The 23,441-nt window shown below is 63.8% G+C and carries 23 protein-coding genes; 12 read left to right on the top strand and 11 right to left on the bottom strand.

Going from position 1 to position 23,441, the window contains the following annotated elements; translation table 11 throughout:
- Nucleotides 1-163: 163 nt before the first annotated feature.
- Nucleotides 164-895: a tRNA (5-methylaminomethyl-2-thiouridine)(34)-methyltransferase MnmD gene (gene mnmD / locus C1A35_RS28585; RefSeq protein ID WP_104667614.1), complete on the bottom strand. Its 732-nt coding sequence runs from the start codon at nt 893-895 to the stop codon at nt 164-166.
- Between the two features lie 39 nt (nt 896-934).
- Here mnmD and C1A35_RS28580 point away from each other — a divergent pair, with 39 nt between their 5' ends.
- Nucleotides 935-2,065, top strand: coding sequence for an NAD(P)/FAD-dependent oxidoreductase (locus tag C1A35_RS28580; RefSeq protein WP_104667613.1), 1,131 nt, complete (start codon nt 935-937; stop codon nt 2,063-2,065).
- A gap of 65 nt (nt 2,066-2,130) precedes the next feature.
- Here the strand turns inward: C1A35_RS28580 and C1A35_RS28575 are convergent, their stop codons facing one another.
- On the bottom strand, nt 2,131-2,520 hold the full coding sequence (locus tag C1A35_RS28575) for a PRC-barrel domain-containing protein (RefSeq protein ID WP_104667612.1): 390 nt from the start codon (nt 2,518-2,520) through the stop codon (nt 2,131-2,133).
- A gap of 226 nt (nt 2,521-2,746) precedes the next feature.
- Between C1A35_RS28575 and C1A35_RS28570 the strand changes: the two genes are divergently transcribed.
- On the top strand, nt 2,747-3,550 hold the full coding sequence (locus tag C1A35_RS28570; RefSeq protein ID WP_104667611.1) for a DUF1045 domain-containing protein: 804 nt from the start codon (nt 2,747-2,749) through the stop codon (nt 3,548-3,550).
- A 48-nt stretch (nt 3,551-3,598) separates the two neighbouring features.
- Here the strand turns inward: C1A35_RS28570 and C1A35_RS28565 are convergent, their stop codons facing one another.
- Nucleotides 3,599-4,030, bottom strand: coding sequence for an NUDIX domain-containing protein (locus C1A35_RS28565; protein WP_104667610.1), 432 nt, complete (start codon nt 4,028-4,030; stop codon nt 3,599-3,601).
- A gap of 176 nt (nt 4,031-4,206) precedes the next feature.
- On the opposite strand from C1A35_RS28565, the gene puuE reads away from it, so the two are divergent.
- The 4 genes from puuE (at nt 4,207) to uraH (ending at nt 6,761) form a co-directional block, all read left to right on the top strand.
- Nucleotides 4,207-5,136: an allantoinase PuuE gene (gene puuE, locus C1A35_RS28560; RefSeq protein WP_104667609.1), complete on the top strand. Its 930-nt coding sequence runs from the start codon at nt 4,207-4,209 to the stop codon at nt 5,134-5,136.
- A complete protein-coding gene (uraD, locus tag C1A35_RS28555; RefSeq protein ID WP_104667608.1) occupies nt 5,136-5,639 on the top strand; it encodes a 2-oxo-4-hydroxy-4-carboxy-5-ureidoimidazoline decarboxylase in 504 nt (167 codons plus the stop codon). The genes puuE and uraD overlap by 1 nt, the downstream gene beginning before the upstream one ends.
- A 96-nt stretch (nt 5,640-5,735) precedes the next feature.
- On the top strand, nt 5,736-6,233 hold the full coding sequence (locus C1A35_RS28550; protein WP_104667607.1) for an ureidoglycolate lyase: 498 nt from the start codon (nt 5,736-5,738) through the stop codon (nt 6,231-6,233).
- A 165-nt stretch (nt 6,234-6,398) separates the two neighbouring features.
- On the top strand, nt 6,399-6,761 hold the full coding sequence (gene uraH, locus C1A35_RS28545; protein WP_104667606.1) for a hydroxyisourate hydrolase: 363 nt from the start codon (nt 6,399-6,401) through the stop codon (nt 6,759-6,761).
- Between the two features lie 18 nt (nt 6,762-6,779).
- Here the strand turns inward: uraH and C1A35_RS28540 are convergent, their stop codons facing one another.
- From C1A35_RS28540 to C1A35_RS28525, 4 genes are all read right to left on the bottom strand, one after another.
- Entirely contained in the window at nt 6,780-7,916 is a 1,137-nt protein-coding gene (locus C1A35_RS28540) for an alpha-hydroxy acid oxidase (protein WP_104667605.1), read from the bottom strand.
- 115 nt (nt 7,917-8,031) lie between these two features.
- Entirely contained in the window at nt 8,032-9,348 is a 1,317-nt protein-coding gene (gene guaD / locus C1A35_RS28535) for a guanine deaminase (protein WP_104667604.1), read from the bottom strand.
- A complete protein-coding gene (puuD, locus tag C1A35_RS28530; RefSeq protein WP_104667603.1) occupies nt 9,345-10,589 on the bottom strand; it encodes a urate hydroxylase PuuD in 1,245 nt (414 codons plus the stop codon). Before puuD ends, guaD begins: the two co-directional genes overlap by 4 nt.
- A 72-nt stretch (nt 10,590-10,661) precedes the next feature.
- Nucleotides 10,662-11,576 carry a LysR substrate-binding domain-containing protein gene (locus C1A35_RS28525; protein ID WP_199773055.1) on the bottom strand — a complete coding sequence of 305 codons (915 nt, stop codon included), beginning with the start codon at nt 11,574-11,576 and terminating at the stop codon, nt 10,662-10,664.
- A gap of 12 nt (nt 11,577-11,588) precedes the next feature.
- Between C1A35_RS28525 and C1A35_RS28520 the strand changes: the two genes are divergently transcribed.
- Entirely contained in the window at nt 11,589-11,927 is a 339-nt protein-coding gene (locus C1A35_RS28520) for a hypothetical protein (RefSeq protein ID WP_158665189.1), read from the top strand.
- 18 nt (nt 11,928-11,945) lie between these two features.
- Here the strand turns inward: C1A35_RS28520 and xdhB are convergent, their stop codons facing one another.
- From xdhB to C1A35_RS28505, 3 genes are all read right to left on the bottom strand, one after another.
- The gene (gene xdhB, locus C1A35_RS28515) at nt 11,946-14,282 is read right to left on the bottom strand and encodes a xanthine dehydrogenase molybdopterin binding subunit (protein WP_104667600.1); all 2,337 of its coding nucleotides are present in this window, start codon (nt 14,280-14,282) and stop codon (nt 11,946-11,948) included.
- Between the two features lie 2 nt (nt 14,283-14,284).
- Nucleotides 14,285-15,760: a xanthine dehydrogenase small subunit gene (xdhA, locus tag C1A35_RS28510; protein ID WP_104667643.1), complete on the bottom strand. Its 1,476-nt coding sequence runs from the start codon at nt 15,758-15,760 to the stop codon at nt 14,285-14,287.
- A 148-nt stretch (nt 15,761-15,908) separates the two neighbouring features.
- Nucleotides 15,909-16,685: a 3-hydroxybutyrate dehydrogenase gene (locus tag C1A35_RS28505; RefSeq protein ID WP_104667599.1), complete on the bottom strand. Its 777-nt coding sequence runs from the start codon at nt 16,683-16,685 to the stop codon at nt 15,909-15,911.
- A gap of 256 nt (nt 16,686-16,941) precedes the next feature.
- On the opposite strand from C1A35_RS28505, the gene glpK reads away from it, so the two are divergent.
- Nucleotides 16,942-18,429 (top strand): glycerol kinase GlpK, encoded by a 1,488-nt coding sequence (gene glpK, locus C1A35_RS28500; protein ID WP_104667598.1) that lies wholly within the window; start codon nt 16,942-16,944, stop codon nt 18,427-18,429.
- Nucleotides 18,430-18,631: 202 nt separating this feature from the next.
- Here the strand turns inward: glpK and C1A35_RS28495 are convergent, their stop codons facing one another.
- On the bottom strand, nt 18,632-19,111 hold the full coding sequence (locus tag C1A35_RS28495) for a RidA family protein (RefSeq protein WP_104667597.1): 480 nt from the start codon (nt 19,109-19,111) through the stop codon (nt 18,632-18,634).
- 196 nt (nt 19,112-19,307) lie between these two features.
- On the opposite strand from C1A35_RS28495, the gene C1A35_RS28490 reads away from it, so the two are divergent.
- The 4 genes from C1A35_RS28490 (at nt 19,308) to C1A35_RS28475 (ending at nt 23,425) form a co-directional block, all read left to right on the top strand.
- Nucleotides 19,308-20,003, top strand: coding sequence for a TetR/AcrR family transcriptional regulator (locus tag C1A35_RS28490; RefSeq protein WP_104667596.1), 696 nt, complete (start codon nt 19,308-19,310; stop codon nt 20,001-20,003).
- A gap of 106 nt (nt 20,004-20,109) precedes the next feature.
- Complete coding sequence (locus C1A35_RS28485; RefSeq protein ID WP_104667595.1) at nt 20,110-21,168, top strand: LLM class flavin-dependent oxidoreductase; 1,059 nt, start codon at nt 20,110-20,112, stop codon at nt 21,166-21,168.
- A gap of 98 nt (nt 21,169-21,266) precedes the next feature.
- Nucleotides 21,267-22,016, top strand: a complete 750-nt coding sequence (map, locus tag C1A35_RS28480) for a type I methionyl aminopeptidase (protein ID WP_104667594.1) — start codon at nt 21,267-21,269, stop codon at nt 22,014-22,016.
- Nucleotides 22,017-22,225: 209 nt separating this feature from the next.
- A complete protein-coding gene (locus C1A35_RS28475; RefSeq protein WP_199773054.1) occupies nt 22,226-23,425 on the top strand; it encodes an MFS transporter in 1,200 nt (399 codons plus the stop codon).
- Nucleotides 23,426-23,441 lie beyond the last annotated feature (16 nt).

The following is a 23,441-nucleotide window of genomic DNA, read 5'->3' as shown; positions in this document are numbered from 1 at the left end:
TGATCGTCGTTCATGAAAGACCCACCGTGTTGCCGATGGGGAGTGTGTCGCAGATTCGACGCGATGATGGCCCGCCATTTGCGACAGTTCAGTTCTCTTGTGGAGCAAAATCTTTCCGCTGACGCATCTTCGCTGGCCGATGGCGCAACCGTTCAAGACAGATCTAAATCGCGCGGGTCTCGGCGCGGTCGCCGCGCAGCATCTCGCGCTTGCCGGCAAAGCCCTTGCGTTTCTCGACGGCGAAACCGGCAGCCTGGAGGTTGCGGCGAACGAAGCCGGCGGCCGCATAGGTCGCAAAGCTGCCGCCGGGTGCTGTCTTTTCGAAGACGAGCCGCATCAGTTCTTCCGACCACATGTCGGGATTGCGTGATGGCGCGAAGCCGTCGAGATACCAGGCGTCGAACGGATCTTCAGCGCGGGCAACGCCTTCGAGTGCCGGGCCGCAGACGACGGTGAGGCTGACACCATCGCCGAAGTCGATCTCGACGTTGCCGTCGGGCTCGGCCGGCCAGCGCGCGACCAGCGCCTGCCGCTCTGCGTCGATCTCCGGCCAGTGGCTGAGCGCGCGCGAAATCTCGTCGGCCGCCATCGGGAAGCGTTCGAAGGACGTGAAACGCAGCCGGTCTCCGGTGGCCGCGGTCATCTTCCACTGGCGCCACGTCTCGCAGAAATTGAGACCGGTGCCGAAGCCGAGTTCGCCGATGCGGAAGGCGCCTGAGCCGACCCAGCGGTCGGGCAGGCCGTTGCCGGACAGGAAGACGTGACCGCACTCCAGCCGCCCGTCGGTGCGGCAATAAAAGTGATCGCCAAACTCCCGGGAATAGGGCATATCGCCCTCGTGCCAATCAAGGTTCTGGTGCGCCGGGGGCTCGATCGGGTCTGCGGATCCTGTCATGGCCAAGGCGATAATCCGCCGGCCGGAGAAGGTCAATCGATGAGCGAGCTTTTGGTCGTCGGCGGCGGCATCATGGGGCTGTGGGCCGCGCGCGCCGCCGCACAGCGCGGCATGACGGTGCGGCTCGTGGACGGCAAAGGCATTGGTTCGGGTGCAAGCGGCGGCTTGCTCGGGGCGCTCATGCCGCACATGCCTGACCGCTGGAACGCCAAGAAACAGTTCCAGTTCGACGCCCTGGTGACGATCGAGGAAGAGATCGCGGCACTCGAGGCGCAGACGGGCCTGTCGACCGGCTACCGCCGAACCGGACGCTTGATCCCGCTTCCCAAGCCCCATCTGCGCGACATCGCGCTCCGGCATGAAGAGGACGCACGCGGCCATTGGCGCGCAGCCGACAGGCAGTTCCACTGGCACGTAAAGGACCAGGGCCCAGAGGGCTGGCCAGGCGCCGAGGCAGCAGCGCACGGCATGGTCTTCGACACGCTCGCCGCAAGGGTTTCGCCGCGGCGCATGATCGCAGCGCTACACGCTGCGCTCCTGCACGCACCGAACGTTCGTGTGGACGAGGGCAGGGGCGTGCGCAGGATCGAGCCGGAACATGGCCGGGCCGAACTCGATGATGGCACCCGGATCGATTTTAAACATTGCATCATCGCCGCCGGTGTCGGCAGTTTTCAACTGATCGACGCTGTGTCGATGCCGCTGGCGGGAACGAGCGGCACGGCGGTCAAGGGCCAGGCGGCGCTGCTGCGGGCCGAGATCGATCCGGCGCTTCCGGTGATCTTCGCCGATGGCGTCTACATCACCGCGCATGACGACGGCCACGTGGCGGTCGGTAGCACCAGCGAGAACAGCTTTGCCGATCCCTTGTCCACGGACGAGCAGCTCGACGACCTGCTTCGACGCGCCAGGATGCTCGCGCCGCGCCTGGCGGGTGCCGAGGTGGTGGAGCGATGGGCGGGCTTGCGGCCGAAAGCGACGGGACGCGAGCCGATGGCCGGCCGGCATCCGGACCACCAAAACGTATCGGTGCTGACCGGCGGCTTCAAGGTGAGCTTCGGTATCGCCCACCGGCTGGCGCGTTTCGTCGTCGACGAGATCGCCGGCCTGCCAAGCATCGATATTCCCGATTCTTTCTTCTGCCGGAATCACATGGCGGCACTTCGCTAGCCTTTAGCGCCGGACATGCGAAAGGCCCCGCCGGCGGCGGGGCCTGAAAGATCGAAACTCAAGTATTACATCCAGTAGGGCGGCACGCCGTAATAGTCATAGACGCGGCGGCCGTTTTCGGCGTTCCAGTCATATTCTTCGGTGCCGTGATACTTCGGTGCGTTTTCCACCTGATCGCGAGTCACATCAGTGCGATAGCCGCCAAGCCTCTCGTCGTAGGTGAGCTTGGCCCAGGGCAGCGGATAGTGGTCTTCGCCGATGCCGAGAAAACCGCCGAAGCCCAGCACCGCATAGGCGACGCGCCCGCTGCGCTTCTCGATGATCACGCGCTCGATCGCGCCGATGTGCCTGTCATCCGGGCCGTAGACCTTCGTACCTTCAACCTTGTCGCTCGCGATCAGGTCATGGGTTTCCTTGATCCGGGCGTCCTGAAGGTTTGCATTGTGATAGCTCACGCTTCTTCTCCATCCTTGTTTGCTACCATTGGGGAACGGGTGGTGGCCCGGATGGTTCCGAAAAACGCAAGGGAGGGCTCGGAGCGGCGGTGGCGCTCATCCCCGGCCGACTTCGTCAATCTGTCACGCAAATCACCTAAGACGCGGCCAGGAGACAGGTCGGGGTGAGGGCGGAAAACCGCGTGCTTCTTATCATCCCGCGCTGACGGATACCCGGAGCCAGCCGATGCGCTATGCCATTTGTTTCACGCCGCCGATGGCCGACCCGCTTTCTGCGATTGCTGCAAGCTGGCTCGGGCGCAATGTCTATTCCGGCGAGCCTGCCGAACTGCCGTCCGTTGCCGGCCTCAGCGCCGCAGACGTCGCCTATCATACGGCGGTTCCCCGCCGCTTCGGTTTCCATGCGGTGATGATGTCGCCGTTCCGGCTGCACCCGGACATGACGGAATCGAAGCTTCTGAAGGCGCTGATGCATTTTGCCGGCGCCCAGACGCCGTTCGAAATCGACCGCCTGGAGGTCGCCCGCATCGGCCGATGCTTCGGGCTGATGCCGCAGGTGCCGAGCACGGCCATGCATCTTCTCGCTGCCAATGTCGTCCAGGAGTTTGACACCTTCCGCGCGCCGCTCAGCGAGGACGACATCGAGCGGTCCGATCCGGACCGGCTGACCGCGCCGCAGTTTTCCAATCTGCACCGCTGGGGCGATCCTCACGTGATGGATGAATACCGGTTCCACATGATGCTCACCGGTCCGCTTGCGCCCGACGCGATGCGCCAGGTCGAGACGCCGCTTCGCGCCCTGTTCGAGCCCTGCCTGACGAAGCCGCTTTCGATCGGCAGCGTTGCTCTCTTCGTCGAGCAGGAGACGGGTGCGCCCATGCGGGTGCATTCGCAGCATCCGCTCGGCAAGATCTCGACGAATACGCGCGCCGAGCGGGCAAAGCGCGCCGCCGCCGATCCGTCGCTGGCACCGCAGGGTGCGGCCCGGCCGCTGCCGCTGATCGTCGCGGCGCTGATGGCGCATCGCTAGAGCATCCCTTGTGCGTTCGCATGAACGCCCGGCGCTGTAGCCGCAGCGCTATCTGCCAAACAACAGCGACGGTGGGTAGGGCAGCGCCAGCGGCGGCATGTCGGCGGCGGAAAAATACCGAAGCGATTTCGTCTCGTCGTCCAGGATCGGCTGCTGAGCGCCGACGATGCGGCATCGGAACAGGGTGACGACGTATTCGACCTGGTCGCCGTTTGGATAGGTGTAGCGAAAGTCCTTGCCGCCAAGGATCCTGTCGATCAGGACCGGGAAGCCCGTTTCCTCCATGACTTCGCGCATGACCGCCTCCTCGGGCGCCTCGCCCAGCTCGATGGTGCCGGCCGGCAAGCTCCAGCCTTCGCCGCTCGCCTTCTCCTGCAACAATATCTGCCCCTCGGCGTTGTGTATGACGGCAGCGACCGCTGGGCAGAGCAGGAGGTCTGTGCCGATCTTTTCGCGAAGATTCTGGATGTAGGTTTTCATCGCGCTGCGCCGTCTGGTTGAAGCCACCCGCACCTAAGACGTTTTCGCGAAGGATCTCAATTGCGATCTTTGCCAAGGCGACGGCAGGGCAGCAGAGTGCATCCGCGCGGGTAGATTTCGGTATCGACAATCCGGTCGGCGGTGATACCGTTCAGGAAAAATCGAAGGGTGATTTGATGTCTGAGACTAGCTATCCGCGCGACCTCGTAGGTTATGGCCGCAATCCGCCAAAGGCGAACTGGCCGGGGGATGCGCGCATCGCGGTGCAATTCGTGCTCAATTACGAAGAGGGTGGCGAAAGCTGCATTCTCGATGGCGACCCGGCGTCCGAATGCCTGCTGTCGGAGATCGTCGGCGCGCAGCCCTGGGTTGGTCAGCGCAATCTCAACATGGAATCGATCTACGAATACGGCGCCCGTTCCGGCTTCTGGCGGCTCTGGCGCATGTTCACCAGCCGCAACGTGCCGCTGACCGTCTATGGCGTGACGCTTGCCATGGCGCGCAACCCGGAAGCCGTTGCCGCCATGAAGGAAGCCGGCTGGGAGATCGCCAGCCACGGCCTGCGTTGGCTCGAATACAAGGATGTTCCCGAGGAAGTCGAGCGCGCGCATATTCGCGAGGTCGTGCGGCTGCACACCGAACTCACCGGCGAGCGGCCGCTCGGCATCTACCAGGGCAAGCCTTCGGCCAACACGCTGAAGCTGGTGCTGGAAGAGGGCGGCTTCCTCTATTCCTGCGACAGCTATGCGGACGAGCTGCCCTACTGGGTCCCGGGTCCTGCGGCCGACAAGCCGCATCTGATCATCCCCTATACGCTCGATGCCAACGACATGCGCTTTGCCACCAACCAGGGCTTCAATTCCGGCGACCAGTTCTTCACCTATCTCAAGGACACCTTCGACGTGCTCTACGAGGAGGGCCGCCAGGGCGACGCCAAGATGATGAACATCGGCCTTCACTGCCGGCTCGTCGGCCGACCGGGCCGCGCCGCAGCGCTCGCTCGCTTCATCGATTACGTCATGTCGCACGACAAGGTCTGGGTGCCCCGGCGCATCGACATCGCCAACCACTGGTACCAGCACCACAAGCCGGAAGGGGCGCTCTGATGTCCGACCGCGATGCCTTCGTTGCCCGTTTCGGCGGCGTGTTCGAGCACTCGCCATGGGTTGCCGAACGAGCCTACGATCGCGCCGCGGCGACGGGGCTGACGGCGGGAACGGTGCATTCCGCACTCTGCCAGGCTTTTCGCACGGCGCTGCCGCGCGAGAAGCTCGCGGTGCTGCGGGCGCATCCGGATCTTGCCGGCAAGCTGGCGATTGCCGGCAAGCTCACCGCGGATTCCACCGCCGAGCAGGCGTCCGCTGGCCTCGACCGGCTGACACCGGAGGAGCACCAGCGCTTCACCGCGCTCAACGATGCCTATACGAAGAAGTTCGGCTTTCCCTTCATCATCGCGGTGAAGGGGCTGACCAAGGGGCAAATTCTTGCCGCCTTCCAAAGCCGCATTGACAATTCGCCCGAAGAGGAATTTGAAACCGCTTGCGCACAGGTGGAGAAAATTGCCCGCCTGCGCCTGCAGTCGATGCTTCCTGGAGACGAAAATGCCTGACAATACCGTTCGATGCCTGTCCCCGCTGATGAGGAGGGCCCTCGAACTGGATCGGATATCCGCAAGGGCTGCGTCTTCTTGCGAGGTGTCCGCATAATGTCGCGCCTGCTGACGATCGAACCGCTGACGCGCGAGAGCTTCGCTCCTTTCGGCACCATCATCGAAGCCGACCCGGCGACGATGCGCTACATCAACGGCGGCAACACCGAACGCTTCCACGGGCTGGCGCGCGCCGATGTCGTCGGCGAGGGCGCCAATGTCATCATCAACATCTTTCGCGGCCAGCCGCGCGCCTTTCCTTATGCCGTCACGATGATGGAACGCCATCCGCTCGGCAGCCAGAGCTTTTCTCCGCTCGACGACCGGCCGTGGTTGGTCGTCGTCGCGGAGGACGAGGACGGTCGTCCGGGCACGCCACGGGTGTTTCAGGCGGGTGGCCGGCAGGGCGTCAACTACGGCCGCAATGTCTGGCACCACCCGCTGATGTCGGTCGGCGCCGTCAGCGATTTCCTCATCGTCGACCGCGAAGGGCCGGGCAACAATCTGGAAGAGTTCTTCTATGACGAACCCTTCGTCATCGAGAGCGCGACCTAAAGAGCAATTCCAGGAAAAGTGTGAAACGGTTTTCCGTCCGGAATTGCGTTATTTCAAAGAGTTAGACTGTTTCTTCGTTTCGAGGAAATGATGAAACAGTCTAACGGAACGAAGAGTTTGGGCGCGGGATCTGGCCTGCGTTGACCCCTTGAGAAGAGGCAAGCGATGACTGGCACCGGCCGCCTGACCACCCACGTTCTCGACACCGCGCTTGGCAAGCCGGCCGAAGGCCTGCGCATCGACCTTTACTGGCTCGAAGGCGAAGAGCGGCAGCTGATCCGCACCGTTCACACCAACAGCGACGGCCGCGTCGACGGGCCGATGGTCGAAGGCATCGGCTTCATGGCCGGCAATTACGAGCTGGTCTTTTATGCCGGCGACTATCTGCGCCTGTCGGGTGTGGCGCTGCCGGAACCGGCCTTCCTCGACCGCATTCCGTTGCGCTTCGGCATCGCCGATCCGGCGAGCCATTATCACGTGCCGCTCTTGCTTTCGCCCTACGGCTATTCGACCTATCGGGGGAGCTGAGGCGAGGGCTGCCCGCCCTCACTCCGCCAGAATGCTGCGGTCGACGTCGTTGATGTTGCGCTTGCCGCAGAGCGCCATGGTGATGTCCATCTCCTTGCGGATGATGTCGAGCGCCTTGGTGACGCCGTCCTTGCCCATGGCGCCGAGGCCGTAGAGGAAGGGGCGGCCGATATAGGTGCCCTTGGCGCCCATGGCGACGGCCTTCAGCACGTCCTGGCCGGAACGGATGCCGCCGTCGACATGCACCTCGATCTGGTGGCCGACCGCATCGACGATGCGCGGCAGCATGCTGATCGAGGAATGGGCGCCGTCGAGCTGGCGGCCGCCATGGTTGGAGACGATGATCGCGTCCGCACCGGTCGCCGCCGCCATCTTCGCGTCCTCAGGGTCGAGAATGCCCTTGAGGATCAGCGGACCGCCCCAGCGTTCCTTGATCCATTCGACGTCCTTCCACGACAGCTGCGGGTCGAACTGTTCGGCCGTCCAGGCGCCGAGCGAGGAGAGGTCGGTGACGCTCTTTGCGTGGCCGACGATGTTGCGGAAGGTGCGGCGCTTGGTGCCGAGCATCTTCATGCACCAGCCGGGACGCGTCGCCATCTGCCAGAGATGCTTCGGCGTCATCTTCGGCGGGGCTGACAGGCCGTTTCTCAGGTCCTTGTGGCGCTGACCGAGGATCTGCAGGTCGAGCGTCAGCACCAGCGCCGAGCACTTCGCCGCCTTCGCACGGTCGATGAGGTTGAGCACGAATTCGCGCTCGCGCATCACGTAGAGCTGGAACCAGAAGGGTTTCGTCGTGACCGAGGCGACGTCCTCGATCGAGCAGATGCTCATGGTCGAAAGCGTGAAGGGCACGCCGAAGGCCTCGGCCGCCTGGGCCGCCAGCATCTCGCCGTCGGCATGCTGCATGCCGGTGAGGCCGGTCGGGGCAAGTGCCACCGGCATCGACACCTTCTGGCCGATCATCGTCGTTTCCAGCGAACGGTTGGTCATGTCGACCAGTACACGCTGGCGCAGCTTCACCTTGGCGAAATCCTCCTCGTTGGCGCGATAGGTGCCTTCGGTCCAGGCGCCGCTGTCGGCATAGTCGAAGAAGAGCTTCGGCACGCGGCGCTTGGCCAGAGCCTTGAGGTCGCTGATTTCGAGGATTTGCGTCATGGAAACGGCCTTCGTCCAACGGAGATTGAACGAGCCATTACCATGTTTGCCGGAGGCTTGTTAATAGCCAGAAAGCGAAGAGGTAAATTTTCTTGACCTCTTCGCTTCGCGTCGGTCATGCGGCGACGAGCGCCGATTTCGCCGGCCTGCCGGCGACATAGGTCTCGACGATCGCGCGGTCGTCGCCCATGGTCTGCAGCAGGAAGAGTTCGTCGGCGAGCGAGTTGACCACTTCGGCCCGCAGCGCCATCGCCGGCGTCGCCGCCATGTCGAGCACGATGAAATCGGCGTCGGTGCCGGGTTCCAGCGTGCCGATCCGGTCGACCAACGACAGCGCCTCGGCATTGCCGCGGGTCATCATGAAGAAGCTGTCAAACGGGTTCAGCCGCTCGCCCTGCAGTTGCAGGATCTTGTAGGCCTCGTCGAGCGTCTTCAGCATGGAGTAGCTCGTGCCGCCGCCGATGTCGGAGGCGACCGAGGTGCGCACCGGCTTGTCGCGGCGGCTGAGCGCACGCAGCGGGAAAAGGCCGGAACCGAGGAAGAGATTGGAGGTCGGGCAGAAGACGGCGACGGAGCCGGTCTCGCTCATCGCATCCGCCTCGCGCTCCGAGAGATGGATACAGTGGCCGAACAGGCTCTTCGGTCCAAGCAGGCCGTAGCGCGCGTAGACGTCGGTGTAGTCCTTGGCTTCTGGATAGAGTTCGCAGGTGAAGGCAATCTCGTCGCGGTTTTCCGACAGATGGGTCTGGACGTGCAGGTCGGGGAATTCGCGCACCAGCGATTTGGCGACCTCCATCTGCTCGGGCGTCGAGGTGATGGCGAAGCGCGGGGTGATGGCGACGTGGTTGCGGCCCTTGCCGTGCCAGTCGCGGACGACTGCGCGGGTCTCGTCGTAGCCCATCTCGGGCGTGTCGAGCAGCCCCTGCGGGGCGTTGCGGTCCATCATCACCTTGCCGGCGATCATGCGCATGTCGCGGCGCAGCGCCTCGGCGAAGAAGGCATCGGCCGAGGCCTTGTGCACCGAGCAATAGGCGGTCGCCGTCGTCGTGCCGTGGCGCACCATCTCGTCGAAGAAGCGGGTGGCGATGCGCTCCGCATGGGCGCTCTCGACGAAGCGGCATTCCTCCGGGAAGGTGTAGGTGTTCAGCCATTCGAGCAAGTTGGCGGCATAGGACGCCATCACCTGCATCTGCGGGAAATGCAGATGCGTATCGATAAAGCCGGGAATGATCAGGTGTGGGCGGTGGTCGATTTCCACCGCGTCTTCGGGAGCGCTGGCCTTCACCGCCGCGTAAGTGCCGCTCGCGACGATCTGGCCACCCTTAACCAGAAGCGCGCCATCGCTCTCGTAGCCATAGGCGGCGCTATCGTCGATCGACGTTGGCGCGCGATGAAAGCTCAAGAGCCGGCCGCGGATGAGGGTGGTCGTCATTGTGTCTTGCCTTCCTCGACGGCGCTTTCGAACCAGGCTGTCAGAAGCTGGCGTTCGTCCGTCGTCATGTCTGTCACGTTGCCGGGCGGCATCGCATGGCTGCGCCCGGCCTGGATATAGATTTCGCGGGCATGGGCGGCAATCTCCGCGTCGTTTTCAAGCACGACGCCCTTCGGCGCCTGGGTGATGCCCTCATAGACCGGTTCTGCCGCATGGCACATGGAACAGCGGGTCGAGACCGTATCCTTGACGGCGGGGAAGTGGGCATTCGCGGCAAAGCGGGTGAAGGCCGGCGCGACCTCGGCTTTTCTGTCTTCACCTCCGGTCAATACCTTCGGCACCGTCGACAGCCACATGATCAGGATGAAGAGAAGGGCAGTGACGAGCCAGGTCCAGGTCGGCCTGCCCTTGCGGGCGTGGGTGGTGTTGAACCAGTGGCGGATGGTGACGCCCATCAGGAAGACCAGCGCCGCAATGATCCAGTTGAAGGCTGTCGCAAAGGCCAGCGGATAGTGGTTCGACAGCATGAAGAAGATGACGGGAAGCGTCAGGTAGTTGTTGTGCAGCGAGCGCTGCTTGGCCTGGGCACCGAGCTTCGGATCCGGCGTGCGGCCGGCGATCAGGTCGGCAACGACGATCTTCTGGTTGGGGATGATGATGAAGAACACGTTGGCCGACATGATCGTCGCGGTAAACGCGCCGAGATGCAGGAAGGCGGCGCGGCCGGTGAAGACCTGGGTATAGCCCCAGGCCATGACGACGAGCGCCACATAGAGCAGCGCCATCAGCCCCCAGGTGTTCCTGCCGATGGGTGACTTGCACAGGAGGTCATAAAACAGCCAGCCGATGCCGAGCGACGCAAGCGAGATCAGGATCGCCGTGGTTGCGGAGATGTCGAGCACGTGGCGGTCGATCAGGAACAGATCGGCACCGCCGTAATAGACGATACAGAGCATGGCGAAGCCCGAAAGCCACGTCACGTAGGATTCCCATTTGAACCAGGTGAGATGCTCGGGCATCGAGGCCGGCGCCACCAGATACTTCTGGATGTGGTAGAAGCCGCCGCCATGGACCTGCCATTCCTCGCCATAGGCGCCGACCGGCAGGTGGTCGCGCTTTACCAGGCCGAGATCGAGCGCGATGAAGTAGAAGGATGAGCCGATCCAGGCGATGGCGGTGATCACGTGCAACCAGCGCACGGCTAGGGCCAGCCATTCCCAGGCGATGGCGAACTCGTACATTCAGAACCCCTTTGTCTCCGTTGCCTCACTTTGCGCATAAACGGCGGAGGGGAAAAGGGGCTTCGGCGTTCCTCAAGCGCTATTTGCCTGCAGGAAGCTCGGCGGGCAAAGTTCGCCGAGGATCCAGTCGCGGAAAATCCGGATCTTCGGCGTGTTGCGGCGGGCGTGCGGATAGGCGAGCCAGTAGTCGCAGCCATCGCTGCAGCGCAGCTCGAAAGGCTGGTAGAGCCGGCCGAGCGCCACATCGTCGGGGTAGAATTCCGGCGTCAGGATCGCCACGCCCTGGCCGGCGATTGCGGCACGCGCCTCAAACGTCTGAGCGCCGAGCCGGCTGTGCGGCCGGCCCTCGAGATCGGGATCCTTGACGCCGGCCGCCTTGAACCACATCGCCCACCAGGGGTCGCCCGCGTCGATGATGCGAAGCTTCAGGAGGTCACGCGGCTCGCGTACACCGCCAATGGTTTCTGCGAGCGCCGGGCTCAGCATCGGACTGAATTCGACGCGCATCAGCGGATGGGTGTCGAGGCCGGGCCAGACGCCGCCGCCCGAGCGGATGGCGAGATCGGAGGGTTCCCGGGAAAAATCGGTGAGTGCATCGCTCGTCGTCAGGCGCACGGCGATATTCGGATGCGCGAGCTGAAAGGTGCCGATGTTGCGGGCGAGCCATTGCGAGGCGAAGGTCGGCGTCGAGCTGATCAAAAGTGCGCTGTCGATATCGCCGCGGGCGTTGGAAACGGCCTCCTGCAGCATCTCGAAGGCTTCTGTAACGCGCGGCGCCATGCGCTGGCCGACGTCCGTCAGCGAGATCTGGCGCGGGCGGCGCAGGAACAGCGGTTCGCCGACATTTTCCTCGATCAGCTTGATCTGGTAGCTGACGGCCGTCTGGGTCATGCCCAGTTCTTCGCCTGCCTTGGTGAAGCTGCCGAGCCTTGCGACCGCTTCGAAGACCCTGAGCGCATTCAGCGGAAACTGCTTCGACATCTTCATGGATAAGTTCTCTTGATGCATGCAGACGGATGTTCGATTGGATTTCGATCCTCCTTCACGGCATCCTTCAAGTCAACTTCCCAAGACGAAACAGGTGCTGAAATGACTTTCGAAACATTCGAACATGCTGAAAGAAAACACTTTCTTTCGCTTGAGCCGATCTCCAGGCTCATGGCCGTTCTGTTCGGCGGCCTTGTTGCGCCCAAGCCGATGCTCGACGTGAACGCACTCTCCGATCACATGAAGAGAGACATGGGTTTCATGGATGTGCACAGCCGCCACGCTGACGACGAGGAGGCCATGGCCGGTGCCCGGCGCCTGCTCAGCATCAACGAACTGCCGCGGATCTGAGACCAATCATGATGGCCGTCAGCGATTGCGCAGACGCTCGACGGCCATCAGCACACGCTCCGGTGTTGCCGGAGCATCGAGCCGCGGGCACTCGCGGTAATCGGCGATGCTTGCCACCGCCATCGACAAAGCTTCGAGCACCGAAATCGGCAGCATGAAGGGCGGCTCTCCCACCGCCTTGGAGCGGCCGATGGTCTTCTCGGCATTGGCCGACCATTCTGCAAGCTTGACGTTGAAGATCTTCGGCCGGTCGGAGGCGAGCGGGATCTTGTAGGTCGAGGGGGCGTGAGTGCGAAGCCGCCCCTTGTCGTCCCACCAGAGTTCTTCCGTCGTCAGCCAACCCATGCCTTGCACGAAACCGCCCTCGATCTGGCCGAGATCGATCGCCGGATTGAGAGAGCGGCCGACATCGTGCAGCACGTCGACCCGGTCGACCATGTATTCGCCGGTCAGCGTGTCGATCGAAACCTCCGAGACCGCTGCGCCATAGGCGAAGTAATAAAAGGGCGTGCCGCGGCCGCTGGCGCGATCCCAGTGGATCTTCGGCGTCTTGTAGTAGCCGGCCGCCGAAAGCTGGATGCGGCCCATATAGGCCTGCTTGATGAACTCGGGGAACGGAACGAGCTCTTCGCCGATCTTCACGTGGTTGGCGACGAAGCTGACATTTTCGGGCGTCGTCTGCCAGCGCTCGCAGGCGAAACCGACGAGACGGTCCTTGATCTGGCGGGCTGCGTCGAAGGCCGCCATGCCGTTCAAGTCAGAGCCCGAGGAGGCGGCGGTCGCCGACGTGTTCGGCACCTTGCCGGTCGTCGTCGCAGTGATCCGGACCCGATCGAGATCGACCTGGAAACTGTCGGCGATCACCTGGGCCACCTTGATATAGAGGCCCTGGCCCATTTCGGTGCCGCCGTGGTTCAGGTGGATCGAGCCGTCCTGGTAGATATGCACCAGCGCGCCTGCCTGGTTGAAGGCGGTCATGGTGAAGGAGATGCCGAACTTCACCGGCGTCAGTGCGATGCCCTTGCGGATGACGCGGCTTTCCCGATTGAAGTCGAGGATCGCGCGTCGGCGCGCCTGATAGTCCGCGCTCTCTTCGAGTTCGGCAACGATCTGCGCGATGATGTTGTCTTCCACCTGCTGGTGGTAGGGCGTTACGTCCCGGCCGGAACCCTTCTCGCCATAGAAGTTCAGCTTGCGGATTTCGAGCGGATCCTTGCCGAGCTGGTAGGCGATCTCCTCAATGATGCGCTCGCCGCCGACCATCCCCTGGGGTCCGCCGAAACCGCGATAGGCGGTGTTCGACACGGTGTTGGTCTTCAGCGGCTGCGAGGTAAGCTTCACATGCGGGTAGAAATAGGAGCTGTCCGCGTGGAAGAGCGCGCGGTCGGTAACGGGACCCGAAAGGTCCGAGGAGTAGCCGCAGCGGGCGGCATAGTTGGCGTGGACCGCATGGATGCGGCCGTCGTCGTCGAAGCCGACATCGTAGTCGACGAGGAAGTCGTGGCGCTTGCCGGTCGCGGTCATATCCTCGTCGCGGTCAGGGCGGAACTTCACGGCGCGGTTGAGCCTCTTGGCTGCGACCGCTGCAAGAGCTGCGAACTGGTTTCCTTGCGTTTCCTTGCCGCCGAAGCCGCCGCCCATGCGGCGCACGTTCACCGTCACCGCATTCGAGGGCACGCCAAGCACATGCGACACCATGTGTTGGATCTCGCTCGGATGCTGGGTCGAAGACCAGACGGTGACCTCGTCGTCCTCGCCGGGAATGGCGAGGGCAATGTGGCCCTCGAGGTAGAAATGCTCCTGGCCGCCGATGCGCATGCTGCCTTTGAGCCGCCGTGGCGCCTTTTCCAGCTCCGCCTCGGCATCGCCGCGCTGCAGGGTGAGCGGCTGCGTGACCAACTGCCCGCCATGGGCGACGGCATCGAGAATGTCGGTGAAATGCGGCAGGTCGCGATAGGTGATCTGCGCCAGCCTTGCTGCCCGGCGGGCGATGTCGCGGGTCTCGGCGATCACGGCAAAGGCCGGCTGACCATGGAACTGCACGAGGCCATCGGCGAGCACCGGCTCGTCATGCAGGTGGCTGGGGCTGATGTCGTTGGAATGCGGCATGTCCTTGGCGGTTAGCACCAGCACAACACCCGGCACGGCGGCAACGGCCGAAAGGTCCATGGCGGTGATTTCCGCGTGCGCCCGATCGGTCATGCCAAACGCGCCATGCAGCGTGCCTGCGGGCTCCGGCATGTCGTCGATGTAATCGGCCGTGCCGGAGACGTGCTTGTGGGCGCTGTCGTGACGCTGGGAGGCATGCATCTCGCCGCGGATCGCCTTGCGTTCCTCGAAGGTGGATTTGTCCATGATTATCTGTCTCCCGCAGCAAAGCGAACCAGCTGAGCCGTCTCGCCGCCGCTTTCCAGGAAGAAACGCATCAGCAGGTTTTTCGCCGCCAGCATGCGGTAGTCGCTGGTCGCCCGCCAGTCGGTGAGCGGCTGGTAGTCGCTCTCGAAGGCAGCCTGCGCGTTGCGAACCGTCTCCTCGCTCCAGGGCTTGCCGATCAGCGCCGCCTCGACATTCGTCGCGCGCTTCGGTGTCGCTGCCATGCCGCCGAAGGCGATGCGGGCGGAGCGGACGACGCCGTCTTCAACCGACAGGCGGAAGGCCCCGAGCAGCGCGGAAATGTCCTCGTCGCGGCGCTTGGAGATCTTGTAGGCGGCAAAGTGGTCATCGGCCGGCAGGCTCGGCACGAAGATGCTTTCGACGAATTCGCCGGGCTTACGGTCCTGCTTGCCATAGGCGATGAAGAAATCTTCGAGCGGCAGCGTCCTTCGCCCGTCTTTCGAGCGCAGGGTCACCGTGGCGCCCAGAACGATCAGCGGTGGCGGGCTGTCGCCGATCGGCGAGCCGTTGGCGATGTTGCCGCCGATCGTGCCCATGTTGCGCACCTGCTCGCCGCCGATGCGGTCGATCAGCGGGCCGAAGCCAGGAAAGGTCTTGGCGAGCGCGGCATGGGCCATTGTGTAGCTGACGCCGGCACCGATCGTCAGGCCGTCCGCGCGCACGTCGATCTGTTGCAGGTCGGTAATGCCGTTGATGAAGATGACAGGGCTGATCGGCCGCATCTGCTTGGTCACCCAGAGGCCGACATCGGTGGAGCCGGCAACGACGGTCGCGCCCGGGTTGTCGGCGAGAGCTCTCGCTAGGCCGTCACTGTCGGCCGGCACGATCAGACAGTCGTCATCCCGGCGGATGGTGATCGTTTCCGTCGGCGCCAGCGCCTTCAACCGGGCGGTGATTGTTTCTCGTTCCCGCACGATCGGGTCGAAGACTTCGGAAGGCCGCGCCTTGGCTGCGGCTTCGGCGGCGCGCACGATCGGCTCGTAGCCGGTGCAACGACAGAGATTGCCCTGCAGCGCCTTTTCGATATCGGCATGGCTGGGATCGTCGTTGCCGAGCCAGAGGCCGTAGAGCGACATGACGAAGCCGGGCGTGCAGAAGCCGCATTGCGAGCCGTGAAAATCGACCATTGCCTGCTGCACCGGATGCAGCGTCCCGTCGGAACCGGCGAGATGTTCGACGGTGACGACATGGGTTGCCTGGAGCGAGCCGAGGAAACGGATGCAGGCGTTGACGCTTTCGTAGACGAGCCGGTCGCCGACAAGCCTTCCCACGAGCACGGTGCAGGCGCCGCAGTCGCCCTCGGCACAGCCTTCCTTGGTGCCTGTCAGCCGGCGCTCAAGCCGTACATAGTCGAGCAGGGTCGCAGTCGGCGCGATATCGGAAAGCGCGACCTCGCGATCGTTGAGGATGAAGCTGATTGAACCGTTCGGCTGGGGCATGCCATTCATTCCCTGCTGCTGCCTGAAATCACTTTGATCTTAGGTGGTTATGCAGAAAAGCAAAGGGCTGAGCGGACTTTTGCACGCCACGCGGGCAGCGCGAAGGGTGACTGCCCCGCGCTGCCGCCATCTTGACGGATATCGGCCGCTACTGCGCCGTCCAGCCGCCGTCCATCGACACATGGGTGCCGGTGATCTGCGCCGCGTCGTCGCCGGCGAGATAGACGGCGAGCGCTGCGACCTGCTCGACGGTGATGAACTTCTTGGTCGGCTGGCCCTTCAGCATCACGTCGTTGATCACCTGCTGCTCGGTGATGCCGCGGGTACGCGCCTGGTCGGGGATCTGCTTTTCGACGAGCGGCGTCAGCACGTAGCCCGGGCAGATCGAGTTCGCGGTGATGCCGCTTTCGGCGACTTCGAGCGCCACGGTCTTTGTCAGGCCGAGCACGCCGTGTTTGGCGGCGACATAGGCCGCCTTGAAGGGCGAAGCGACGAGGCCGTGGGCAGACGCGATGTTGATGATGCGGCCCCAGCCCTTCGCCTTCATGCCGGGAATGGCGGCGCGGATCGTATGGAAGGAGGAGGAAAGGTTGATCGCGATGATGCGGTCCCACTGCTCGATCGGGAAATCCTCGACCTTCTCGACATATTGAATGCCGGCATTGTTGACGAGGATATCGACGCTGCCGAATCGCGTCGCAGCGGTCGCGATCAGATCGGCGATCTCTGCCGGTTTCGTCATGTCGGCGCCATGGTAAAGCACGGTTCCGCTCGTCAGCGCGCTGACCTCGTCCGTCGCTTGTCTGATCTCGTCGGGGCTGCCGAAGCCGTTCAGCACGATGTTGGCGCCGCCCTTGGCGAACGCCTTGGCGATCGCAAGCCCGATGCCGCTCGTCGAACCGGTGATGACCGCTGTTTTCGTCATTGCTGCTCTCTCCCTTCGCGGCGCCGCGGACTGCTTTTGTTGCGGCGCAACAGCGCCAGCCTACGCGGAAAACGTCGACGCTGACAATTGTGTTTTTGGGTTCGCGACCGCACAGTTGCCAAGGGGAATGACAGAGCCGATTGCTTGCGTTTTGTTTTCGTTTGACATTCGTTTTGCCATCGTATTGAAGTTTTCGAAATGAGATCCCGCCTTCAAGGCCGGGTGAACAAACATGCGTGTGGCCGGGGAGGGGCATATGGGCGGATATATTCTCGCGATCGATCAGGGTACGACCTCGAGCCGGGCCATCATCTTCGATGGTCAGCAGCAGATTGCCGGTGCCAGCCAGAAGGAATTCAAGCAGCATTTCCCGAAATCCGGCTGGGTCGAGCACGACCCGGAGGAGATCTGGCAGACTGTGCTTTCGACCGTCGAGCAGGCGATCGCCAAGGCCGGCATCAAGGCCGGCGACCTTTCGGCCATCGGTATCACCAACCAGCGCGAAACCGTCGTCGTCTGGGATCGCGAGACCGGCAATCCGATCCACAATGCCATCGTTTGGCAGGATCGCCGCACCGCTTCCTATTGCGATCGGCTGAAGAAGCAGGGGCTGGAAAAGACCTTCACCAAGAAGACCGGCCTGCTGCTCGATCCCTATTTTTCCGGCACCAAGCTCAACTGGCTGCTCACCAATGTCGACCGGGCGCAGCATCGCGCTTCCAAGGGCGAACTCTGCTTCGGCACCATCGACACGTTCCTCATCTGGCGGCTGACTGGCGGCAAGTCCTTCGTCACGGATGCGACCAATGCCTCGCGCACGCTTATCTACAACATTGCCGAAAATGCCTGGGACGACGAGCTTCTGAAGATCCTGAAAGTGCCGCGCGCCATGCTGCCCGAGGTCAAGGATTGCGCCGCCGATTTCGGCGTCACCGATCGGGCAATCTTCGGCGCGGCGATCCCGATCCTCGGCGTTGCCGGCGACCAGCAGGCCGCGACCATCGGCCAGGCCTGCTTCAAGCCGGGCATGCTGAAATCCACCTATGGCACCGGCTGCTTCGCGCTGCTCAACACCGGCAAGGACATGGTGCGTTCGAAGAACCGGTTGCTGACGACGATCGCCTACCGGCTCGATGGCGTGACGACCTATGCGCTCGAAGGCTCGATCTTCGTTGCCGGTGCCGCCGTGCAGTGGCTTCGCGATGGGTTGAAGGTGATCAAGGCGGCGCCTGACACGGGTACGCTTGCCGCTAGCGCCGACCCGACGCAGGAGGTCTATCTGGTGCCGGCCTTCACCGGCCTTGGGGCGCCGCACTGGGATCCGGACGCGCGCGGCGCGATCTTCGGCATGACCCGCAACACCGGGCCCGCCGAGTTTGCCCGCGCGGCACTCGAAGCCGTCTGCTACCAGACGCGCGACTTGCTTGAGGCGATGCACAAGGACTGGCGCAACAACGGCAAGGAAACGGTGCTGCGCGTCGACGGCGGCATGGTTGCTTCCGACTGGACGATGCAGCGGCTTTCCGACCTGCTCGACGCGCCGGTCGACCGGCCGGTGATCCTCGAGACCACGGCGCTCGGCGTTGCCTGGCTTGCCGGCAGCCGCGCCGGCGTCTGGCCGAAGCAGGAGGACTTTGCCAAGTCCTGGGCGCGCGACCGCCGCTTCGAACCTGCCATGGACGAAAAGACGCGCAAGGCAAAGTTCAAGGGCTGGCGCAATGCGGTCAAAAGGACGCTGAGCTAGAGCATGTCGCGCAAAAGTGTGCAGCGGTTTTGCGACAACGACATGCGCCAAATCAATAACTTAAAGCGCACGGAGCGAATCTGAAAGAGCGCGACGCGCTTTAGAAAGCTGGACGAGCCACGGTTTTCGTCACCTCGTCCAGTTCTCCCGACCATAACCTGCCTTTTGAGCCGACGGCCTGCGCCTGCGAGCCGCTCGCCCGTCAGTCTATGACCGCGACCGCTTCCACCTCGAACAGCATCCCGTCGACCGCCAATTTGGGCACGGGTACCAATGTCTGCGCCGGCAGAGCCGCGCCGAACACCTCATTGACGCTCTTGGTCAGGACTTCGAGCTTGGACATGTCGTGGTCGACCACGAAGATGGTGAGCTTGGCGACCTGGTCCGGCCTTGCGCCGAGACCGTCGAGTGCGGCGCGCAGATTGGCATAGGCCTGCCTGACCTGAACGGCGAAATCGGGGGAAAGGCCGCCGGTGCCGTCCTGGCCGCCCTGTCCGGAAATATAGGCCACACGGGCCTGGGCAGGCACGACCACCGCCGTGCTGTAGCCATGCGGCGTCGGGTCGTAGAGGTTCTTGGGGTTGACGATCGTCAGCTTGGCCGCCTGTTCGCTCGCCGTGGAAATTCCTGTGGTCATGATGATGAGTCCTCCGATCATGAGGTATCTGATTGCGTTTGACATGGTGTTCTCTCGCCTCCGAGACCTGTGTGCGCCGTCGCGCGCAGGTCGGCAGTTTGATCTTTCCGCCGTCGCTCCTATGATTGACTCGTACGGTGTACGATTGAATGACATCGTACACCGTACGAGTCAATCACTCAGGGTCGACATCCGTCGCAGTGTCGGCATAAATCGATGCTCCAATCAGTAGGGAAGACGCATGGCAGTCAAACGGAACGGCGGGCAGGGCAAGCGCCCTCCACGGGTAGAGGCGACAGCTCAGGCCGGGCGGAAGCCGGGTGGCGAGCCGTCCCTGTCTCTGGAGCGCATCGTGGCGACCGCGGTCGAACTGCTCGATGCCGAGGGTATCGAGGGATTGAAGATGCGCCAGCTCGCCGACCGTCTCGGCGCGGGGGTCATGAGCCTCTATTGGCATGTCGGTAACAAGGAGGAGGTCTTCGATCTGGCGCTCGATGCCGTGTTTGCCTTTCTCGACCAGCCGCAGACCGATGATGTCGAAGACTGGCGCAAGGGTGTGGTCCGCATGCTCGAGGACTGGCGCGCAATCATGCTGCGCCATCCCTGGTCGGCGTCGCTGCTGCCACGCCGGGCGCTCGGCGCGAATATCCTCGGCCGCCTGGAAACCATGAGCGAGGCGCTGTCGAGAGCCGGCGTTGCCGACGCGGACATGAACGTTGCGATCTGGTCGCTCTGGAACTACGTGCTCGGCGCCACCGTCACCCGGGCGAGCTTCGCCCTTTCGGACGCCGATCAGGCCGCCGGACAAGAGCGCCTCTCGGCGCTCAGCGAGCGCTATCCGACGATCGAGCGCACGCGCCTGCTCCTGGACAGCGATTGGGATGGCACGTTCAGAAAAGGTCTCGACGTTTTGCTTGACGGTCTGCCGAGAGGGTGAGGCTTCATTCGTGCGCATCCGGGAAACACAGTGTTTCCCGGATGCGTATTTGCTGCTCCTGTGTGCGCCAACTATCTGTTGTGCAAACAGAAAAAGGACAGACATCATGGAACTCGGGCTTTACACGTTTGCGGATGTCGATCCGAACGCCGACGACAAGGGCAGGGAGGGGCAACGCCGCCTCAACAACCTGCTCGAAGAAATCGAGCTTGCCGATCAGGTCGGGCTCGACGTCTTCGGGCTCGGCGAACACCATCGGCCTGACTACGCGGCCTCCGCGCCCGCCGTCATCCTCGCGGCCGCAGCGGCAAGGACGAAGAACATCCGGCTGTCGAGCGCCGTCACCGTGCTGAGTTCGGACGATCCCGTGCGTGTCTTCCAGCAGTTTTCGACGCTGGACCTGATATCGGGCGGGCGCGCCGAGATCATGGCTGGCCGCGGGTCGTTCATCGAGTCCTTCCCGCTGTTCGGCCAGTCGCTCGACGACTACGACCAGCTCTTTGCCGAGAAGCTCGATCTGCTGATGGCGCTGCGCGAGAGCGAGAAGGTCTCGTGGGCGGGCGAGATGCGACCGGCGATCCACGATCGCGGCGTCTATCCGCGGCCGCTGCAAGAGGTGCTGCCGCTCTGGATCGCCGTCGGCGGCACGCCACAATCGGTGGCGCGCGCCGGTGCGCTCGGCCTGCCGGTGGCGCTTGCGATCATCGGCGGCGAACCCCGCCGTTTCGCGCCGCTCTTCGACCTCTACCGCGAGGCTGCCCGCCGCGCCGGCCAAGATGCGGCCAAGCTGAAGACCAGCATCAACGTGCACGGCTTCATCGCCGACACGACGGAACTTGCCGCTGACCAGTTCTACGGGCCGCAGGCCGAAGTGATGAACCGCATTGGCCGCGAGCGCGGCTGGGGACCGACCAGCCGGGCGCATTTCGACCAGGCGCGCAGCCCCTCCGGCAATCTCTTCCTCGGCGACCCCGAAACGGTGGCCGAGAAGATCGTCGAGAACTGGAAGCTGTTCCGCAACGATCGCTTCCTGCTGCAGATGGCGATCGGGCCGATGCCGCACGACCAGATCATGCGCGGCATCGAGCTCTACGGCACCAAGGTGGCGCCGCTGGTGCGCAAGGCGGTGGCCGAAGAGAAGGCGGCGGCACCCGCTATAGCCTGACTGTTCGAAGGCCGGGGGCGTTTGCTCCCGGCCATTCCGCTCTGCGCTGGAATAACGCTCCATGACACGCTACATGTGAGCGCGAAAGCGAGACACGGATGACCCTCAACAACGAAGAAGACCTGCTGCGGCTGAAGGAAATCGGCCGCATCTGCGCCAATGCGCTTCAGGCAATGGGCGAGGCACTGGAGCCCGGTATCACCACGGCGGAGCTGGATGCGATCGGTCGCAAGGTTCTGGAAGAGGCCGGCGCACGCTCGGCGCCGGAGCTTTGCTACAACTTTCCCGGCGCCACCTGCATCAGCGTCAACGAGGAAATCGCCCACGGCATTCCCGGCGGCCGCGTCATCAAGGCCGGCGATCTCGTCAACATCGACGTCTCGGCTGAAAAGGACGGCATCTTCGCCGACACCGGCGCCTCGTTCCCGGTGCCACCGGTCACGGCGGCGATCGATCGGCTCTGCCGCGATGGCAAGCGGGCGATGTGGGTCGGCCTCAAGCAGGTGCGCCCCGACCAGCCGCTGGCAGCCATCGGCAATGCGATCGGCGACTTCGCGCGCAAGAACCGCTATTCGCTCGTCACCAATCTCGCCAGCCACGGTATCGGCCGCTCGCTGCACGAGGAGCCGACCGAGATCGCCACCTGGCCCGACCCGCGCGAGCGCCGCCGCATGACCGACGGCATGGTCTTCACCGTCGAGCCCTTCCTGTCGATGGGCGCGCAATGGGCCGAGGGCGGCAACGACGACTGGACGCTCTACAGCGATCCGCGTGCGCCGACGGTGCAGTACGAGCACACCGTCGTCGTCACCCGCGGCGGACCGCTGGTGGTGACGCTGCCGGGCTGAACCGGGGATACGGCGGCCTGCAGCCTCCGTCGTCCTCAGACGATTTTTTCTTCATCGCTGCGGTGCATGATCTGCCGCCGGGATGTGGCGTATCCCACCTTTCCGGCGATTGGTCTAAGCCATTGAAATCGTTGATCGTTCGATTTCTTCAATAGATCCTTCAATTATTGTCGTTTGTCGTGCGTCGTGTTGCGGCGCAATAAAATGATATGACCACGCTCGACAGACCGCTGCAGACCAACATCGCCGCCACGGCAGCCGCCGGCGCCATTGCCATGGCCGTTGCCATGGGTTTCGGCCGTTTTTCCTACACGCCGATCCTGCCGGCGATGATGGCCGATCTCGGCCTGTCGCCAGGGGATGCCGGGCTCATCGCCTCGGCCAACTTCGTCGGCTATCTGGCCGGCGCCATCCTTGCCGCCTATGGCTGGGCCCATGGGCATGAGCGCCGGATCGGTCTTCTGGCGCTCGCCGCCACGACGGTGCTCCTGGCGGCGATGGGGCTGTCATCCTCCGTTGTCGTGCTGGCGCTCATCCGGTTCCTCGCAGGCCTTGCCAGTGCCTTTGCGATGATCTTCATCTCCGGCATCGTCCTTGGCCACGGCCTGCTTGCGCGGTCGGAACATGTCCCTGCTGTCCATTTCGGCGGCGTCGGTCTCGGCATCGCATTTTCATCGCTCTCAGTCTGGGCGAACCCGCTGGCGGGCCATGCGGGCCTGACCACGTCCATGGGCGACTGGTTCACCGGCGCGCTGGTCGGGCTGATCGGAACCATCGTCGTCGCGGCGCTTCTGCCGGGCGTCCCTTCGTCGGGCGGCGGCGGCGTGCGCGAAAAGCCGCTGCGCTGGACGCGGCCGCTGACCGTGGTGACGTTCACCTACGCGCTCTTCGGCTTCGGCTACGTGATCACCGCCACCTTCCTCGTCACCATGGCGCGCGACGGCAGCGGCGGACACAGCGTCGAGTTCCTCGCCTGGCTTCTGACGGGGCTTGCCGCGGCACTCTCCGTCTATCTCTGGCGCTTTGCCGTGCCGCGTTTCGGCCTTGCCGGCGTCTATGCGATCGGGCTTCTGGTCGAGGCGGTCGGCCTGGTGCTGACGGTCAGCCTGCCCTTGCCCTATGCGCCGCTTGCCGGCGGCCTGATGCTCGGCGCCACCTTCATGATGATCACCGCCTACGGCCTGCAGATCGGCCGGCGGCTTGCGCCCGATAGCCCGCGCAAGGCGCTGGCCCTGATGACCGCCGCCTTCGGCATCGGCCAGATCGTCGGGCCGCTCGTTGCCGGCCGGCTTGCGGAGCGCACCGGCAGCTTCGCCGCGCCGACGTTGATTGCGGCAGCGGTGCTCTTCATCTGCGGTGGCGTAATTGTCGCCGAGTTGAAGCCGATCTCCGCGGCGTTGAGGGGCTAGTCAACGGCCCTCGCGG

Source organism: Ensifer adhaerens, assembly GCF_002940685.1.
GTDB lineage: Bacteria > Pseudomonadota > Alphaproteobacteria > Rhizobiales > Rhizobiaceae > Ensifer > Ensifer adhaerens_E.
The sequence above is the reverse complement of the archived record's forward strand: the minus strand, read 5'-3'. Positions and strand labels throughout refer to the sequence as shown.